This is a genomic window from Algoriphagus sp. AGSA1 (genome assembly GCF_021390545.1).
Lineage (GTDB): Bacteria > Bacteroidota > Bacteroidia > Cytophagales > Cyclobacteriaceae > Algoriphagus.
This window is the reverse complement of sequence record NZ_JAJUWR010000027.1, coordinates 15,787-31,314: the sequence shown is the minus strand read 5'-3', so window position 1 is coordinate 31,314 and position 15,528 is coordinate 15,787. Positions and strand designations below refer to the sequence as shown.

Below are 15,528 nucleotides of genomic sequence, written 5' to 3'. Positions count from 1 at the left end.
TAAAAATGCCCGGGACAGGGAAATAAAAATTAAAATTGGGAAAACGACCCGCTGAAAAACTTTAATCACACAGAGATTTCTAAGCGAAGAAGAATAGTTTGCTCAAACTCAGGGGGTAATGTATAGCCCTGCTCTGGGGATTTGCTGATGCAAAACTAATTCTGAATCTTGGAGTTAGATTTAAAAAGAGATAAACCCAAATTCAGACACAATGGACTTTAATCAAAATGAAAATCAACGGATGATCGCCCAGATGATCCGTGATTTTGGAGCCAAGGAGATCACGCCCTTCCGCAAGGACTGGGATGATCGGCAATTTTTCCCCGTGGAATTATTCAAGAAACTTGGTGAACTGGGATTGATGGGCGTTTTGATCCCTACGCAGTACGGAGGTTCTGGTTTCGGATACTTAGAATACGTGACTGCTATCGTGGAGCTTTCCAAGCTTGACCCTTCAGTCGGACTTTCTATGGCCGCCCACAACTCCCTTTGCTCGGGACATATCATGGCTTTTGGCTCTGAGGAGCAAAAGCAAAAATACCTTCCCAAACTCGCTACATGCGAATGGCTGGGTGCCTGGGGGCTGACTGAGCCAAACACAGGTTCAGATTCTGGAAACATGCGTACCGTTGCAAAAAAAGAAGGTGAGTACTGGGTCATCAACGGGGCAAAAAACTTCATCACACACGGTGTATCAGGTGATGTAGCTGTTGTCATCGCAAGAACAGGAGAGATCGGGGACTCGCATGGAATGACCGCATTTATAGTAGAACGAGGTACGCCCGGTTTTGAAGGAGGAAGAAAAGAGGACAAACTTGGCATGCGTGCTTCTGAGACCGCGGAGATGATCTTTACCGACTGCAAAATTCACGAAAGTCAGGTAATAGGCGAGGTTGGCAATGGTTTTATCCAATCTATGAAGGTATTGGATGGCGGCAGGATTTCTATTGCGGCACTTGGTCAGGGAATTGCCGAGGGAGCTTTGGAAGCATCCATTCAATATTCCAAAGAACGGCATCAGTTCAACAAACCTATCAGTTCATTTCAGGGGATTTCATTCAAACTGGCAGATATGGCCACCCAGGTGGAAGCTTCAAGATTACTCATATTCAAGGCGGCAGATCTCAAAAACCGTGGAGAAAAAGTAACCTTGGCCGGGGCTCAGGCCAAATATTTCTCTTCAGAAGTTGCCGTCTCTGTATCAAATGAGGCCGTTCAGATCTTTGGCGGCTATGGGTTTACCAAGGATTATCCGGTGGAAAAATTCTATCGGGACTCCAAGTTGTGTACGATCGGGGAAGGAACTTCAGAGATACAAAAGATGGTAATTGCGCGGGAAATATTGAAATAATCCCGGCTTCATCAGCATCAAAAAGCCTGAGATCTGGACAGATTTCAGGCTTTTTGGCGTCTATTTGGTGATCGTAATCACCAAATAGACGTATTTTTAGTGATTATGATCACCAAACTTACTAAAATAAAGGGCTCATATTGAAGCCAGCTTCTTAAAGAGATTTTCAGGATTCTGACGATTGTCCCAAAAAATCAACAACTTAATTCTATTAATTTCCGGCATATAGAATAGCGAAACATTCTTATGAATTAAAACCCTTCTAATATCAGGATATTCTGTGGCCTCCCCTAAAAAAGGATAATTCTGCAAGTGTTTTAGTTTCTGCTCGGTAAGATTTATAAACTTTTCTAAAATTATTTGTCCCCAATTGTCTTCTAGAAAAGAAATACATTCCTCAAAAGATTCTAGAGAAAGTGGAGTCCAAAATATCGTAGAATTCATTTTCTTTTTAACAATTCCCTCACAGAGGTATGAGGAATTAACTCTTCATCCGGAGTGGCTTTTGAACGCTCAAGGAGTTTCTTGATAGGATCGGGAAGGCTTTTCTCAAAACTATTTTTCCTAAAATCCTCAAGTGAATCTACAATTTCCTCATTCTCCAACTCCGTAATCCAATGGATCAATTCTATTTTCTTCTGCTCGATATTCATAGCGCTATTTTTTTATGCAATGTCTTTTAAATATACTGACTTTCCAGCCAATTCTAAAACCCCAACTTTAACCCTCTAAGTTCCTTAGGATCCCGCCAGCAAATACAATCCTGCCGCCAAAGCTGCTCCCACACATGGCCCCGCTATGGGAACCCAGGCATATCCCCAATCTGAACTTCCCTTGTCTTTTATAGGCAAAATCTGATGCATAAGTCTTGGCCCAAAATCACGGGCAGGATTGATCGCATACCCCGTGGTTCCACCCAGCGACAATCCTATCACCCAAACCAGGAATGCTACCGGAATCGCCCCCAAAGAGCCCATACCGATAGGAGTTTTATTGCCGTCACCTATTTCTACTCCATCATTATAGAGAATAACTAAAATCAAGACAAAAGTCCCCACCACTTCAGAGAAGAAGTTTAAGGGGAGATTTCTAATTGCAGGTGAAGTGCCAAAAGGAGCTGCTTTAATGCCTGCATCATCGGAAGCTTCGAAGTGATCCTTATAAAACAGCCAAGCTATCCCTACTCCGAGCATTGCCCCCAAAACCTGGGCAATGATATATCCCGGGGCCAATGCCCAGTCAAATTGGCCCGTCAAAGCCAAACCTATGGTGACAGCAGGATTGATATGCGCACCACTATGGGGACCTGCCACGACTACTCCTACGAAAACCGCCAATGCCCAACCCGTAGTGATCGGCATGATGCCTCCTCCATTTCCTTTGGTTTTTGGCAACAGCATATTGGCGACCACCCCTGAGCCCAATAGCATTAAAAGCCCTGTTCCAATTAATTCTGCCAGATATACATTCATAGTTCCACCCAGCTTTTAGATCGCTCCACTGCCTTATGCCAAAAGTGAATCAGTTTCTTTTGTTCTGATTTTTCCATATTTGGCACAAAGCTTTTATCCGCATTCCAGAGTGAATTGATCTCTTCCCGGTCTTTCCAAAACCCAACTGCCAAACCGGCCAGAAATGCCGCACCGATTGCCGTGGTTTCTATGATTTCCGGACGTTTGATTTCACAATCCAGCAAATCCGCCTGAAACTGCATCAAAAAGCTGTTGGCGGTAGCTCCACCATCTACACGAAGCTCCTGCGTAGGCTTTCCGCTGTCTTTCTCCATGGCTTTGAGCACGTCATAAACCTGATAAGCAATGGCTTCCAGCGCCGCTCTTGCCATGTGGGCCTTGGTAGTGCCCCTTGTGATACCGAAAAAAGCACCTCTTGCATCCTGATCCCAGTGTGGAGCTCCCAATCCGGAGAGTGCAGGCACAAAATATACCCCGTCATTACTTTCTATACTATCGGCCAAGCGCTCACTTTCACGCGCATGCCTGAAAAGTTCAAGACCATCCCGTAACCATTGAATTGCAGCTCCTCCAATGAATACCGATCCCTCCAATGCATAATTGATTTCATCACCAATCTTCCAGGCAACCGTGGTGAGCAACTGATTTTTGGATTTCACTGCCTCTTTGCCCGTATTCATGACCAAAAAGCAACCGGTACCATAGGTGGTTTTTGCCATTCCAGGTTCAGTACACAGCTGCCCAAAAAGTGCGGCCTGCTGATCTCCTGCAATCCCTGCGATAGGGATTTTCACACTGAGTACATCCCCGGCTGTCTCACAATAGATCTCGCTGCATGATTTCACCTCCGGCAAAAGGGACCCAGGGATTTCAAATAAATCCAGCAACTCTTTGTCCCATTCCTGTGAATGGATATTGAAAAGCATCGTCCGGCTAGCATTGGTAATGTCGGTGATATGGGTTTTGCCTGCAGTAAGCTTCCATACCAACCAAGAATCCACTGTTCCAAAAGCAAGTTCGCCGGCTTCAGCCCGCTCCCTGGCGCCCTCTACATTATCCAGAATCCATTTGATCTTGGTGGCCGAAAAATAGGCGTCGATGATCAAACCCGTTTTTGAAGCCACCATTTCTGCATGACCTTGATTTTTAAGTTCATTGCAGAATTCGGCAGTCCGCCTATCCTGCCAGACGATTGCGTGATAGATGGCTTCCCCGGTCTTCCTATCCCAGACGATGGTGGTCTCCCGCTGATTGGTGATTCCGATTCCGGCTACCTGGTTTGCACGGATACTCTTATTGACCAGGGATTCGATCATGACCGAGGACTGGGAAGTCCAGATTTCATTGGGATCATGCTCCACCCAGCCTGCCTTTGGGAAATGCTGTTTGAAATCTTTCTGGGCAATCGATACAATCTTGCCTTTTTTATCAATAAGAATAGCTCTGGAACTGGTCGTACCTTGATCCAGAGCCATTAAATAGGGTTTATTTTGGCTCATTTTGGGTTATTTTTTTATCAAATACTTCGAAGCTGTTTTGTGAAAGTCAGTCAATTCCGATGCTATCCATTTTTCATCTTTTCCCATTTCCGCAGCCATCAGCTCAGCCACCTTAGGAGCCGTGTCCATGGCAGCCTGCGCATCCAACATGAGCATGCGGATTCTACGTGAAAGCACATCTTCCACTTTCATCGCCATCTCTTCCCGAACTGCCCAGATGACTTCTGCTTCTATATGGGGGAAATCAGGGTGGAGTTTATCCTTCCAGGCCACATTCTCCCTGGTCAAATCCTGAATGGGCTGGGCGTCGAAGCCATAAATACCCCAATGCCCCGCAGGCACCCGGTTGGTAGCACCATGAATTTTCATATCCAAAGACTTACTTTTCTTGAGCTTTTCTCCTGTCACTTGGGTAAAATATTCCACCGTATCTTCCCCCATTTTCCTAAAAGTGGTCCACTTCCCTCCGGTCAAGGTGACCAGACCGCTCTCAGATAAAATCACTTTGTGGGAACGTGAGATCTCTTTGGTCTTGGTGCTTCCTTCTTTTGGCCGAGCCAAAGGTCTCAACCCTGCAAAAACAGATTTCACATCTGCTCTGGTTGGCTTCTTGGCCAAGTAGCCAGCCGCGGTTTCCAATACAAAATCGATTTCCTTTTGTAGTGCCTCAGGCTCCAATTTTGGCTTTTCACGAAGTGTGTCCGTAGTGCCGACCACGAGTTTCCCATGCCAGGGAACAGCGAAGAGCACTCTCCCGTCCCTGGTTTTCGGGATCATCAGCGCATCCTTTCCACCCAAAAAGTCTAGATCCAAAACCAGATGGATTCCCTGGCTTGGCTGAATCATTTTAGAGGCTTCGGGATTATCCATTTTCAGGATTTTATCCGCAAAAACGCCTGTTGCGTTCACCACCATTTTGGCATTCACTTCGTATTTTTTCCGTGTCAGTCTATCCGAGACATGCAGCCCTGTGATCTTCCCCTCCGCATTCTTCACCAAGCTATTTACGCTGACATAATTAAGCACACAGGTTCCTGCCTCATCTGCGGACTGGGCAAGATTCAGCGCAAGCCTCGCATCGTCAAACTGTCCATCGTGATAGACTACACCACCATAGAGCCCTTCCGGTTTGAGGCCCGGCAGCCGTTTGAGTGTCTCCTCTTTCGAGATAAATTGGGATTTCCCCAGACTCAACCTGCCGGACATCCAATCGTACACCTTCAGCCCTATGCTGTACATGAATCGGTCTTTGGCAGTGAAAATGGGGATAATAAATGGCTGGTTATGCGCTAAATGAGGAGCATTTTGCAATAGTTTTCCGCGCTCTTTTAGTGCCTCAAAAACTAACCCTACGTCTCCTTGGGCAAGATATCGCACCCCGCCATGAACAAGTTTGGTACTACGGCTGGATGTGCCTTTGGCAAAATCGGCTTTTTCGAACAGAACAACCGAAAGTCCTCTGGAAATAGCATCCAATGCCACTCCGAGGCCTGAGGATCCACCGCCGATGACGGCTATGTCCCATATTTTAGTTTTATTCTGTAGTTGTTTGAGGTTTTCCGGGCGATTCATAGTCTTTTAAAAATACCGATTTAAGGTAGAAAAAAAATCGGGAAAGGAAAGTCTAAATCGCAGATAGAATCACCTAGTCTTTCTCAGGTCAATAATCCTTATAGGTTTTCCGAACCACAGCGGAAGTCCCATCCTCTTCAAGGGTGGCGATGTAAATGAAATTGTATTCCGAATCTTTGAGATCATCGTATTTCTCCCCATCTCCCACAAAATAATTAGCGACTTGGCCCACTGTATTGCTATGACCTACAACCAAAATATTTCCTTCCAAAGTCCTCAACTTCTCTACCAACTCATCATGATTTTTTGGATCATAGGTCTGGATTTCGATTCCGGCAGCACTTGCAGTTGGTGCCGCTGTCAGTCGGGTTCTTTTATAGTCCGTGCTATAGATATGCCGAATATCCTCATCGGCCAGAATCTGGGATAGTTTTATGGATCTTGCATTTCCCGCTACAGAAAGCTCTGGGTCATCTCCTGTCAACAGCTTTTCAGCGTGACGGACAATGTAGATGGTTTTGGGCTGCTGCTTGCCAGAGCATGCGGCAACTAAAGAAGCGATTAAAAAGAGTAGGATATATTTCATGTGTTTATAATTGTTTTTCAATGGTCACATGGAATCTCGCATAGTAGATAATCATCCCTTTGTGTGTCGCCTGCGACATGCTCGATTTCATATGATTACAATTTCTCTTTTAAAGGCCATATGGAACCTTTGACGATTAAAACAATCATTGCCTTGGGTGTTGTAATGATGATTTTAATCGTGTCGATTTCATCCCCAAAAGTTAAACAATTCTATAAATGAATTTTAATCAGACCTATAAAACATAGCCCCTCAATAAATATAGACAAGAACATAAAGCTCAAGGCTGCAAAACTCTGTGACTTCTCTGCGAAATCCTTTGCGCTCTTTGCGGCTAATCCACATAAAAAAACCTCCGGGAATAATGTAATCCCGAAGGTTAAGTATTTACCCGCTGAAGGAATTGTCCAAGTGTTGATCCTTAGTCTTGACACTTTCAAATTCCAAAAACTGCTCCCAGAATTCTTCCTCCGGCACGGCAGCTCTTAAATAAAGTTTTTCCTTTTTGATAGGATGCACAAACACGAGGTTGAACGCATGTAGATTGATGCTCGCATCCGGGTTTGGCTTGGCAAAGCCATACTTGATATCTCCACGGATAGGACAACCCATAGAAGCGAGTTGCACGCGGATCTGATGCGGACGTCCGGATACAGGTCGTACTTCGATCAGCCAGTGATCGTTCATAAATCCCAGTGTTTTGTAATTCAGCTCGGCTTTTTGCGATCCCGGCACTTCACGGTCATGGGCAGTGACCAGATTTTTCTGCTCGTCTTTGACCAAGTAATGGGTCAATTTCCCACTTTCCTCCCTTGGTTTTCGCTTCACAAGCGCCCAATAGACCTTATGGATATCCCGCTTGCGGAAAAGCTCCATCATACGCTCCAGCCCCTTGGAGGTACGGGCAAAGGCCACCAAACCACTTACCGGTCGGTCCAGCCTGTGAATAGGATGGAGAAAAACTGCTCCCGGTTTGTCGTACTTTTTGGCAATGTATTCCTTGAGGTAATCGGTCAAGGTCTTATCTCCCGTCTTATCCCCCTGCACCAATATGCCTGCAGCTTTATTTACTATCAAAAGGTGGTTGTCCTCATAGACAACGCTGAATGGCTTCTTTTTCATCTGTTATTAACTGTTTTTCAATTGTCAGATGGAATCTCGCAGCGTATTTAATCATTACTCTTTGTAACTTTCAGAATAATGCTCGATTTCATAATCAGTGACAAAGGTAAGAATTTCGCAGGAGTTGGATACCTGATTTTTCAAGAGCTTCGAAAAAGCGGCGAACTACAACTAAATCAGCTAATAGGGGAATTATCCGATATTTTCACTAGTACACTAGGTAAATTATCCAAATACAGCCCGAGAACTATCGCAGGCTCACCTTCGGGCTCCCGGCATTAATGCTTTCACCCCATGCCTTTACCAACTCCAACCCGTATTCAGTCAAGTAGGCTTCCGGATGATATTGGATGCCCAGGATCGGCAAATTTCTATGCGCAATTCCCATTACCTCGCCTGACTCAGTTTCCAGTATCACTTCGAGTTCCTCCGGCAAATCCGTCAATTGCAGGGAATGGTATCTCGTGACCATGAAAGCATCAGGAATTCCAGCTGTGTATGGATGGATTAAAGTCTTATGTACTTCATGTACTTTGCCATGCGTAGGAATGGCGTTCTTCTTCAGCCTAGCTCCAAAAAATTCACCGATGGCCTGATGGCCCAGACAAACCCCCAATATGGGGACTTTATCATAATATTCCGCTAAGATACTCATGAGATTCCCGGCATCCTGAGGCACACCAGGTCCCGGAGAAAGGACTAAGCCGCCAAAGTCCAACGTGTTGATGTCTTCCAACGACACATCATTGCGAAGCACCTGCAATTCCTCCCCGGACTGCCTGAGCAAATCTGCCAACATGTGACTGAAGGAATCGAAATTATCCAGCAGAAGCAGCATCCTTTATTTTCTCCACGATCTCGTCCAACTGTCTTAAACTTTCCTCCATGCTAGGTAGAAAGGGTTCTATGAACGCCACAATACTTGGTGCTATAGGTTCTATGAAATAAAGCATCTCAGAGTCCTTTGTCCATTGGGCAGGCATCTCCAATTTGAACAAGCTGGACAACCAAAAGAACAGGCTTATAAAAAAAGCTGCCTTCACCACCCCGAAAATTGCCCCTACTGTAGCATCCAATGGCCCCAACAACACCATGTCCATAATCTGCTTCAGGATCCATCCTACAATCCGGATAATTAGAAGGGTAAGGACAAAGATCACGATAAAGCCAAAAATCGGAAAGCCCAGATTGAACTCTGTGACATTTTCAGCCAGCCAATCATTAGCCGGAGACATGAAATATATCCCCAAAATCACGGCAATCACAAATCCAAAAAGGCCTAGGATCCCAAGTAGGAAACCTTTACGAAACCCTTCAAAGGCCCCCAGGCCAAGAATAAGTACAATGATGATGTCTATTACGCTCAACTTAGCTATTCAATAAAGCTTTCACTTTCTCAGAGATGACTTTCCCGTCCGCTCTTCCAGCCAGTTCCTTACTGGCCACCCCCATCACTTTACCCATATCTTTAGGACTTGACGCCCCGGTTTGCGCAATGATAGCTCTGATCACGGCAGTAATTTCCTCATCTGTCATGGCCTCTGGCAAAAACTCCTCAAGTACCTTCAGCTCTGCCATTTCCACCTCATATAAGTCAGTGCGGGACTGCTTTTCATAAATATCCGCAGAATCTTTGCGCTGCTTGGCCGCCTTGGTCAAGAGCTTTAATTCATCTTCTTCACTGAGTTCGGCCTTTGCTCCGCTTTTAGTCTCTTCCAAAAGAATCAGCGATTTGATTGATCTCAATGCACCCAATCGGGTTTTATCTTTTGCGATCATTGCTGATTTAATTTCACTTTCTATTTTCTGCTTTAAACTCATTAGTCCTAAGTTTGTGTTACACTTCTAAATATTACTGACAAAAATACCTTTTTCGACCCGGATATGACCAAACTAAGCGTAAATATTAACAAGATCGCCACCCTGCGCAATGCGCGCGGTGCTGATAACCCCAATGTAGTCAAAGTAGCATTGGATGCCGAGCGATTTGGTGCCCAGGGGATTACCGTACATCCCCGACCTGATGAGCGGCATATCCGCTACCAGGACGTGATCGACCTGTCCCGCGTAGTCACCACAGAGTTCAACATTGAAGGCTATCCTGATCATCGCTTTATGGAGTTGGTACGCTTGGTCAAACCTGCACAGGCGACCTTGGTCCCTGATCCCCCTACTGCCATCACATCAAACAACGGCTGGGATACCATCTCCAATCAGAGCATGCTGAAAGATATCGTAGCCCAACTGCATGAATCAGGGATCCGTGTATCGATTTTCATCAATCCGGAGATCAAATACTTTGAACCGGCAAAGCTGACAGGAACTGACCGTGTGGAGCTTTACACCGAGCCCTATGCTTCAACTTATCATAAAGACAGGGATGCGGCGGTAAAACCCTATGTGGAAGTTGCTGAAATCGCACGGGAATTGGGACTTGGGCTAAATGCCGGACACGATCTGGATTTGCAGAACCTGGCCTTCCTGAAGCAACGTATTCCCTATCTCGATGAAGTCTCCATTGGCCATGCCTTGATTTGTGACGCACTGTATTATGGCTTGGAGAATACCATACAGATGTATAGGAGGAAACTTGAATTGTAATTCTGGATTGGAAGATTACATAGTCAACAGACCACAGTCAACCGACAACAGCCCCTGATCATTATGTTCATAAATTAAAATCAAATAAATGTCATTTAAATTCGAAGACTTAAGGGTCTGGAACTTGGCAATTGATCTCAGTGCAGAGATAAGTGTCTTAATAAAAGCTTTCCCACCTGAGGAGAAATTTGTTTTATCCACGCAAATGCAACGGGCTGCCGATTCTGTAGCTTTGAACATTGCGGAAGGCTCTCCGGGCCAATCTAATCCAGAGTTCAAAAAGTTTTTGGGAGACTCCATTCGTTCTGGGATTGAAGTAGTAAGCTGTTTGTATCTCGGAAAAAAAAGAGAAATTATCACAGAGACAGATTTTGCAAGGTTTTATAAATCCTACGAAGATTTAACAATTAAAACCCAAGCCCTTAGGAATTCAATTTAGAAAAAAAAGTAAATCACATGCTGGCTGTCGTCCGTTGACGGTCGGCTGTTGACAACAATAACATGAAATTAAACTTCAAAAAAATAGGCACCGGAAAGCCATTAATTATCCTTCACGGACTTTTTGGCTCGGCAGACAATTGGTTCAGCATTTCCAAAGAGCTCAAGGACAACTTTACCCTTTACCTTGTAGATCAGCGAAACCATGGTGATTCGCCCCAGTCAGATGAGTGGAACTATGAGGTGATGGTGGAGGACTTGAAAGAGCTCATGGACAATGAGGGCTTGGCCAAAGCATTTCTGATGGGGCACTCTATGGGTGGCAAAACAGCGATGAATTTTGCGCTGAAGTACCCTGAGAAAGTGGAAAAACTGATCGTAGCCGATATCGCACCCCGCTATTATGCCGTGCATCATCAAAGCATTTTGGATGGATTAAACGCCTTGGATCTGACAGAGATACAATCCAGAAAAGAAGCCGATGATGAGCTGGCCAACTACGTGCCTGAAATCGGAGTCCGTCAGTTTTTGCTAAAAAGCCTGGGAAGGGATTCGGATGGTTTTATGTGGAAAATCAACCTTCCCGTTATCACTGAGAAAATCAACGAAGTAGGCAAGGCGTTGCCAGATGGGAAAAGCTTCTCAGGGCCTACACTCTTCCTGGCAGGATCGAATTCCAGTTACATACAGCAGTCAGACCTCGAAGACATTGATGCGTTTTTCCCCAACAATGAAGTAGAATTCATCACAGATGCGGGACACTGGCTTCATGCAGAGCAGCCGGACGCCGTTGTAGAAGAAATCAAGCGGTTTTTGAAACAGGTCTGATTTTGGCTCTTTCTCATTACTTCATCCTTCATTCTGGTACAGAATAAGGCTATTTCCCCGTTCTTTTTCCAAATACCACCTTAATAAAATGTCCAAACCTAAAGGAAAGCTCTTCCTTATTCCCAATGTATTGGCCGACAATACCCAAGATGCCGTCATCACACCACAGGTAAAAGAGGTGATCACAAACACCAAAGTTTATCTGGTAGAGAACCTACGTACCGCGCGCAGATACATCAGCAGCCTCAAGCTCGGGGTGAATCTGGACCATGTCCACATGGAAATCCTCGACAAAGGAACTTCACCCGAATTCATTAACAGGCTCATGCAACCCCTAATCAACGGCGCCGATATAGGGATTATCTCTGAAGCAGGCTGCCCGGGCATTGCCGATCCGGGAGCATTGGCGGTGGAGCACGCGCACAAGAAAGGCATCCAAGTAGTGCCGCTATCAGGTCCTAGTTCCATGTTCATGGCTTTGATGGCCTCAGGTTTTTCAGGACAATCATTTGCCTTTCACGGCTATTTGCCCATAGACAAAAAAGACAAATCCTCTGCTATCAAAAAGCTGGAAACCGAATCTCTGCGAGAAAAAAGAGCCCAGATCTTTATGGAAACCCCATTCCGAAACAATCAACTGCTGGAGGATTTGCTAAAAACCTTAGCTCCCCAGACCAAGCTTTGCATCGCAAAGAACATCACAGGTTCGGACGAAATGATCCTGACCAAAACTGCCCAAGAATGGAAAGAACTTCCCCTTGATCTTCATAAAATCCCAACTGTTTTCATCCTTCAAAGCTTTTAAGCCATGTTTACCATAGACGCCCACCTGGATCTGAGTATGAATGCACTGGAATGGAATCGTGACCTCACGCTGCCCGTTTCAGAGATCAACGCCCGAGAAAAAGGACTGAACGACAAGCCAGATCGTGGCAATGCGGTGGTTTCCCTGCCCGCGCTAAGAGAAGGAAACATAGGACTGGTCGTCGCCACACAAATTGCCCGCTATGTAGCTCCCGGCAATTCACTTCCAGGCTGGCATTCTCCGGAGCAGGCATGGGCCCAGACCCAAGGTCAGCTCGCTTGGTATCTGGCCATGGCGCAAAAAGGCGAAATGGTACAGATCAGAGATCTTGTCGAGTTGGATGCACACGTTGCGCTATGGGAAAACGGGGAGGATAATGCAGTAAAACCTGTGGGTTTTATACTTTCCTTAGAAGGAGCCGACTCCATTGTAAGCGTGGATTACTTGGAGAAAGCCTATGAATCCGGGCTTCGCGCTCTTGGCCCGGCCCATTACGGCCCGGGTCGCTACGCACATGGAACAGATGCCTCCGCTCCTTTGAGCAAAGAAGGAAAGGCACTTATCCGCAAGATGGATGAGCTGGGGATAATCCTTGACGCAACACATTTATGTGATCTGGCTTTTTGGGACGCGCTGGAAATCCACAATGGCCCCGTCTGGGCAAGTCACAACAACTGCCGGGCACTGGTGGATCACAACCGTCAGTTTTCGGACGAAATGATCAAAGCGTTGATTGACCGCGGGGCCGTGATCGGAGCTGCCATGGATGCATGGATGCTAAGCCCTGGATGGGAAAGAGGAAAATCCACCCCGCAAGAAAGGGGCGTGACATTGGAAACTGTTTTGGATCATATGGATCATATTTGCCAGATTGCCGGCAATGCCAACCACATAGGGATCGGCTCAGATCTGGATGGCGCCTTTGGGACGGAGCAAAGCCCCGCTGATCTAAAGACTATCACTGATCTGAACACTATCCCTGATTTGTTGCGCAAAAGAGGTTATTCGGAGCAAGACGTCCATAAAATCATGTATGGCAACTGGTTGAAATTTATCCGAAAAGCCTGGTCTTAATTTCCACGACATCCATTCACAAGCTCTTCTCCCCTCCTGATCAGGGCTTTTTTTTACGGGAAGTCATCCCCAGGGCATTTGTCACGGAAATATGTAGGGACAGTATCCCAGCATTCCATACCCCTAATTCAGAGAGCCAGTGCCTGAGCCCCGCCACCGAGCGCTGATCTATTTTACAAGCTTTCTGCCCAGAGAGATTGTTTTTTATCATTTCCCAGCATACAATTCCCCCTTTTATCCCAAAACAGGAAAGTATCTTTTGCAATTTTCCTTATCTTAAAAAAACCAAAGTCCAGCGCTCTTTTGGTTCCTAAAACCTTGGTAAGCTGTCGTGAACTTGGTCTGGGAGAATACCGCATGACAGATAACCGTCCCCTTGCGTAATGATTTGTCTTGCTTGATTCCATTGCTTACTTATAACCTGACCCAAAATGAAACCTATAGTACAAATTTCTTTGGACCTTACTGACATCGACGAAGCTCTGGAAACGGCCGCTATGGCAATACGGGCAGGGGTGGACTGGCTGGAAGCCGGTACGCCATTGCTCCTTGCGGAGGGTCTTCATGGAGTCAGAAAATTGCGGGAAGCATTCCCCGGAATCCCAATTGTGGCTGATTTAAAGACGATGGATGGCGGCTATCTAGAGGCGGAAATGATGGCAAAAGCCGGTGCGACCCACGTGGTGGTCATGGCCAGGGCGCATGAAGAAACCATCAAATGCGTGGTGCGGGCGGGGAAAGATTACGGAGTGAAAGTAATGGGTGATAACCTGGGTTGTCCGGACATGATCGAGGGAGCTAGGTTTTTAGAGGATTTGGGATGTGACTACGTGATCCATCATATAGGATACGATGAGCGTCGGGGAATTGCCGCGGCCGGCCGCCGCATGCCTAGCCCGCTTGATCAATTACGGGAAGTGGTCAACGCTGTAAAGGTCCCGGTTCAGGCCGTAGGGGGCCTTTCACTTGAGCAGGCCGTCCAATGCCCTCACTATGGAGCGCCTCTTGTGGTACTTGGAGCTCCATTGACTATTGATGCGGACACTTTCAAAACTGCCGATGGCGATCTAGAGGGCTCTCTAAGGAAAATTTGCGCGGCCATACATTCTCAATCAATCAGCAATTCCCTACCCCAATAATTCATGTCAATATCAGGTAAATCAGCTGCCGTGGTCAACTTTTCAGAAGCCAAAGGCTCCGTAGAAATCAGAGAAATCCCCGTTCCTGAAATCGGGGACGAGGACATTTTGTTGGAAGTGGAGAATGTGGGTGTATGTGGAAGCGACCTGCATCAGTGGACATCCGATCATAGCTGGCCTGTGAATTATCCGGTGGTCTTGGGACACGAATTCGGAGGAAAAATAGTGACAGTAGGGGACCGGGTGATGGGCTGGAAAGTAGGCGATCGGGTAGTCAGTGAGACCGCAGCAGTGATCGATTCTCAAAACCCCATGAGCAAAATCGGCTTGTACAATCTGGATCCTGGCAGAAAAGGCTTCGGTTACGGGGTGAATGGAGCTATGACCAAATTCGTACGGGTTCCTGCCAGATGTTTGCACCGTGTCCCTGATGGATTGTCATTTGAAGAAGCCTGCCTGACCGAGCCCTGCTCGGTCGCCTACAATGCCACCGTTGTCAACTCCCACATCCAACCCGGAGATCGGGTAATCGTAATCGGACCGGGGACCATCGGCATTCTATGTGCGGCGGTAGCCCAGATTTGCGGTGGAGATGTAGCCATCTTAGGGCTGGAAAAAGACAGAGGCAGGCTGGAAATAGCAAGAGGCTATGGCGTCACTCCTCTTATCAACGACGCTACTGAATGGGCGAGAAAAACAGACGGTTTGGGCGCAGACCTGATAATCGATGCAGCAGGAGTCAGTGCCACATTGAAAATCGCAATGGAGCTGGTGCGTCCAAATGGACAAATCACCAAAGTAGGCTGGGGGCCTACCCCATGCAATTTCTCCATAGATCCATTAGTACAAAAAAACATAAGACTTCAGGGAAGTTTCAGCCATAATTGGCCTATCTGGGAAAAAGTAATCGGCCTGCTTGCCCATGGAACGTTAAATGTAAAACCCATCATCGGAGGTATCTGGCCGATTACAGCATGGCATGAGGCATTTGAAAAAATGCACAGCGGGGCAGTCGTAAAAAGTGTATTAAAACCGGTATAA

General features: G+C 46.3%; 17 protein-coding genes. 8 read left to right on the top strand and 9 right to left on the bottom strand.

What is annotated here, in order from left to right:
* Nucleotides 1-211: 211 nt before the first annotated feature.
* Nucleotides 212-1,351 carry an acyl-CoA dehydrogenase family protein gene (locus LZF95_RS19350; protein WP_233756690.1) on the top strand — a complete coding sequence of 380 codons (1,140 nt, stop codon included), beginning with the start codon at nucleotides 212-214 and terminating at the stop codon, nucleotides 1,349-1,351.
* A gap of 440 nt (nucleotides 1,352-1,791) precedes the next feature.
* Here LZF95_RS19350 and LZF95_RS19345 read toward each other — a convergent pair whose 3' ends face one another.
* The 9 genes from LZF95_RS19345 to LZF95_RS19305 all read right to left on the bottom strand — a co-directional run bounded on the left by LZF95_RS19345 (nucleotide 1,792) and on the right by LZF95_RS19305 (nucleotide 9,423).
* On the bottom strand, nucleotides 1,792-2,004 hold the full coding sequence (locus LZF95_RS19345; RefSeq protein WP_233756689.1) for a hypothetical protein: 213 nt from the start codon (nucleotides 2,002-2,004) through the stop codon (nucleotides 1,792-1,794).
* A gap of 84 nt (nucleotides 2,005-2,088) precedes the next feature.
* On the bottom strand, nucleotides 2,089-2,823 hold the full coding sequence (locus LZF95_RS19340) for an MIP/aquaporin family protein (protein ID WP_233756688.1): 735 nt from the start codon (nucleotides 2,821-2,823) through the stop codon (nucleotides 2,089-2,091).
* On the bottom strand, nucleotides 2,820-4,322 hold the full coding sequence (gene glpK / locus LZF95_RS19335; RefSeq protein WP_233756687.1) for a glycerol kinase GlpK: 1,503 nt from the start codon (nucleotides 4,320-4,322) through the stop codon (nucleotides 2,820-2,822). Before glpK ends, LZF95_RS19340 begins: the two co-directional genes overlap by 4 nt.
* Before the next feature lie 6 nt (nucleotides 4,323-4,328).
* Entirely contained in the window at nucleotides 4,329-5,894 is a 1,566-nt protein-coding gene (locus tag LZF95_RS19330; protein WP_233756686.1) for a glycerol-3-phosphate dehydrogenase/oxidase, read from the bottom strand.
* Between the two features lie 88 nt (nucleotides 5,895-5,982).
* On the bottom strand, nucleotides 5,983-6,480 hold the full coding sequence (locus tag LZF95_RS19325; protein WP_233756684.1) for a histidine phosphatase family protein: 498 nt from the start codon (nucleotides 6,478-6,480) through the stop codon (nucleotides 5,983-5,985).
* Between the two features lie 387 nt (nucleotides 6,481-6,867).
* Nucleotides 6,868-7,602: an RluA family pseudouridine synthase gene (locus LZF95_RS19320; RefSeq protein WP_233756683.1), complete on the bottom strand. Its 735-nt coding sequence runs from the start codon at nucleotides 7,600-7,602 to the stop codon at nucleotides 6,868-6,870.
* A 247-nt stretch (nucleotides 7,603-7,849) separates the two neighbouring features.
* A complete protein-coding gene (locus LZF95_RS19315) occupies nucleotides 7,850-8,440 on the bottom strand; it encodes an aminodeoxychorismate/anthranilate synthase component II (RefSeq protein WP_233756682.1) in 591 nt (196 codons plus the stop codon).
* Nucleotides 8,421-8,969, bottom strand: a complete 549-nt coding sequence (locus LZF95_RS19310; protein ID WP_233756681.1) for a CvpA family protein — start codon at nucleotides 8,967-8,969, stop codon at nucleotides 8,421-8,423. The genes LZF95_RS19315 and LZF95_RS19310 overlap by 20 nt, the downstream gene beginning before the upstream one ends.
* A 1-nt stretch (nucleotide 8,970) precedes the next feature.
* Nucleotides 8,971-9,423, bottom strand: a complete 453-nt coding sequence (locus LZF95_RS19305; RefSeq protein ID WP_233756680.1) for a GatB/YqeY domain-containing protein — start codon at nucleotides 9,421-9,423, stop codon at nucleotides 8,971-8,973.
* Between the two features lie 63 nt (nucleotides 9,424-9,486).
* On the opposite strand from LZF95_RS19305, the gene LZF95_RS19300 reads away from it, so the two are divergent.
* The 7 genes from LZF95_RS19300 (at nucleotide 9,487) to LZF95_RS19270 (ending at nucleotide 15,528) form a co-directional block, all read left to right on the top strand.
* Nucleotides 9,487-10,203, top strand: a complete 717-nt coding sequence (locus LZF95_RS19300) for a pyridoxine 5'-phosphate synthase (RefSeq protein ID WP_233756679.1) — start codon at nucleotides 9,487-9,489, stop codon at nucleotides 10,201-10,203.
* A gap of 88 nt (nucleotides 10,204-10,291) precedes the next feature.
* A complete protein-coding gene (locus LZF95_RS19295; RefSeq protein WP_233756678.1) occupies nucleotides 10,292-10,642 on the top strand; it encodes a four helix bundle protein in 351 nt (116 codons plus the stop codon).
* A 62-nt stretch (nucleotides 10,643-10,704) separates the two neighbouring features.
* Nucleotides 10,705-11,469: an alpha/beta fold hydrolase gene (locus LZF95_RS19290; protein WP_233756677.1), complete on the top strand. Its 765-nt coding sequence runs from the start codon at nucleotides 10,705-10,707 to the stop codon at nucleotides 11,467-11,469.
* 88 nt (nucleotides 11,470-11,557) lie between these two features.
* A complete protein-coding gene (locus tag LZF95_RS19285; RefSeq protein WP_233756676.1) occupies nucleotides 11,558-12,274 on the top strand; it encodes an SAM-dependent methyltransferase in 717 nt (238 codons plus the stop codon).
* 3 nt (nucleotides 12,275-12,277) lie between these two features.
* The gene (locus LZF95_RS19280) at nucleotides 12,278-13,348 is read left to right on the top strand and encodes a dipeptidase (protein ID WP_233756675.1); all 1,071 of its coding nucleotides are present in this window, start codon (nucleotides 12,278-12,280) and stop codon (nucleotides 13,346-13,348) included.
* Between the two features lie 431 nt (nucleotides 13,349-13,779).
* Entirely contained in the window at nucleotides 13,780-14,487 is a 708-nt protein-coding gene (locus LZF95_RS19275; protein ID WP_233756673.1) for an orotidine 5'-phosphate decarboxylase / HUMPS family protein, read from the top strand.
* A 3-nt stretch (nucleotides 14,488-14,490) separates the two neighbouring features.
* Nucleotides 14,491-15,528: a zinc-binding dehydrogenase gene (locus LZF95_RS19270; RefSeq protein ID WP_233756672.1), complete on the top strand. Its 1,038-nt coding sequence runs from the start codon at nucleotides 14,491-14,493 to the stop codon at nucleotides 15,526-15,528.

What these genes read in the sequence shown, in the direction of transcription:
- LZF95_RS19350 (WP_233756690.1), top strand. Translation starts at nt 212, where the DNA reads ATGGACTTTAATCAAAATGAAAATCAACGGATGATCGCCCAGATGATC.
- LZF95_RS19345 (WP_233756689.1), bottom strand. Translation starts at nt 2,004, where the DNA reads ATGAATATCGAGCAGAAGAAAATAGAATTGATCCATTGGATTACGGAG.
- LZF95_RS19340 (WP_233756688.1), bottom strand. Translation starts at nt 2,823, where the DNA reads ATGAATGTATATCTGGCAGAATTAATTGGAACAGGGCTTTTAATGCTA.
- glpK (WP_233756687.1), bottom strand. Translation starts at nt 4,322, where the DNA reads ATGAGCCAAAATAAACCCTATTTAATGGCTCTGGATCAAGGTACGACC.
- LZF95_RS19330 (WP_233756686.1), bottom strand. Translation starts at nt 5,894, where the DNA reads ATGAATCGCCCGGAAAACCTCAAACAACTACAGAATAAAACTAAAATA.
- LZF95_RS19325 (WP_233756684.1), bottom strand. Translation starts at nt 6,480, where the DNA reads ATGAAATATATCCTACTCTTTTTAATCGCTTCTTTAGTTGCCGCATGC.
- LZF95_RS19320 (WP_233756683.1), bottom strand. Translation starts at nt 7,602, where the DNA reads ATGAAAAAGAAGCCATTCAGCGTTGTCTATGAGGACAACCACCTTTTG.
- LZF95_RS19315 (WP_233756682.1), bottom strand. Translation starts at nt 8,440, where the DNA reads ATGCTGCTTCTGCTGGATAATTTCGATTCCTTCAGTCACATGTTGGCA.
- LZF95_RS19305 (WP_233756680.1), bottom strand. Translation starts at nt 9,423, where the DNA reads ATGAGTTTAAAGCAGAAAATAGAAAGTGAAATTAAATCAGCAATGATC.
- LZF95_RS19300 (WP_233756679.1), top strand. Translation starts at nt 9,487, where the DNA reads ATGACCAAACTAAGCGTAAATATTAACAAGATCGCCACCCTGCGCAAT.
- LZF95_RS19295 (WP_233756678.1), top strand. Translation starts at nt 10,292, where the DNA reads ATGTCATTTAAATTCGAAGACTTAAGGGTCTGGAACTTGGCAATTGAT.
- LZF95_RS19290 (WP_233756677.1), top strand. Translation starts at nt 10,705, where the DNA reads ATGAAATTAAACTTCAAAAAAATAGGCACCGGAAAGCCATTAATTATC.
- LZF95_RS19285 (WP_233756676.1), top strand. Translation starts at nt 11,558, where the DNA reads ATGTCCAAACCTAAAGGAAAGCTCTTCCTTATTCCCAATGTATTGGCC.
- LZF95_RS19280 (WP_233756675.1), top strand. Translation starts at nt 12,278, where the DNA reads ATGTTTACCATAGACGCCCACCTGGATCTGAGTATGAATGCACTGGAA.
- LZF95_RS19275 (WP_233756673.1), top strand. Translation starts at nt 13,780, where the DNA reads ATGAAACCTATAGTACAAATTTCTTTGGACCTTACTGACATCGACGAA.
- LZF95_RS19270 (WP_233756672.1), top strand. Translation starts at nt 14,491, where the DNA reads ATGTCAATATCAGGTAAATCAGCTGCCGTGGTCAACTTTTCAGAAGCC.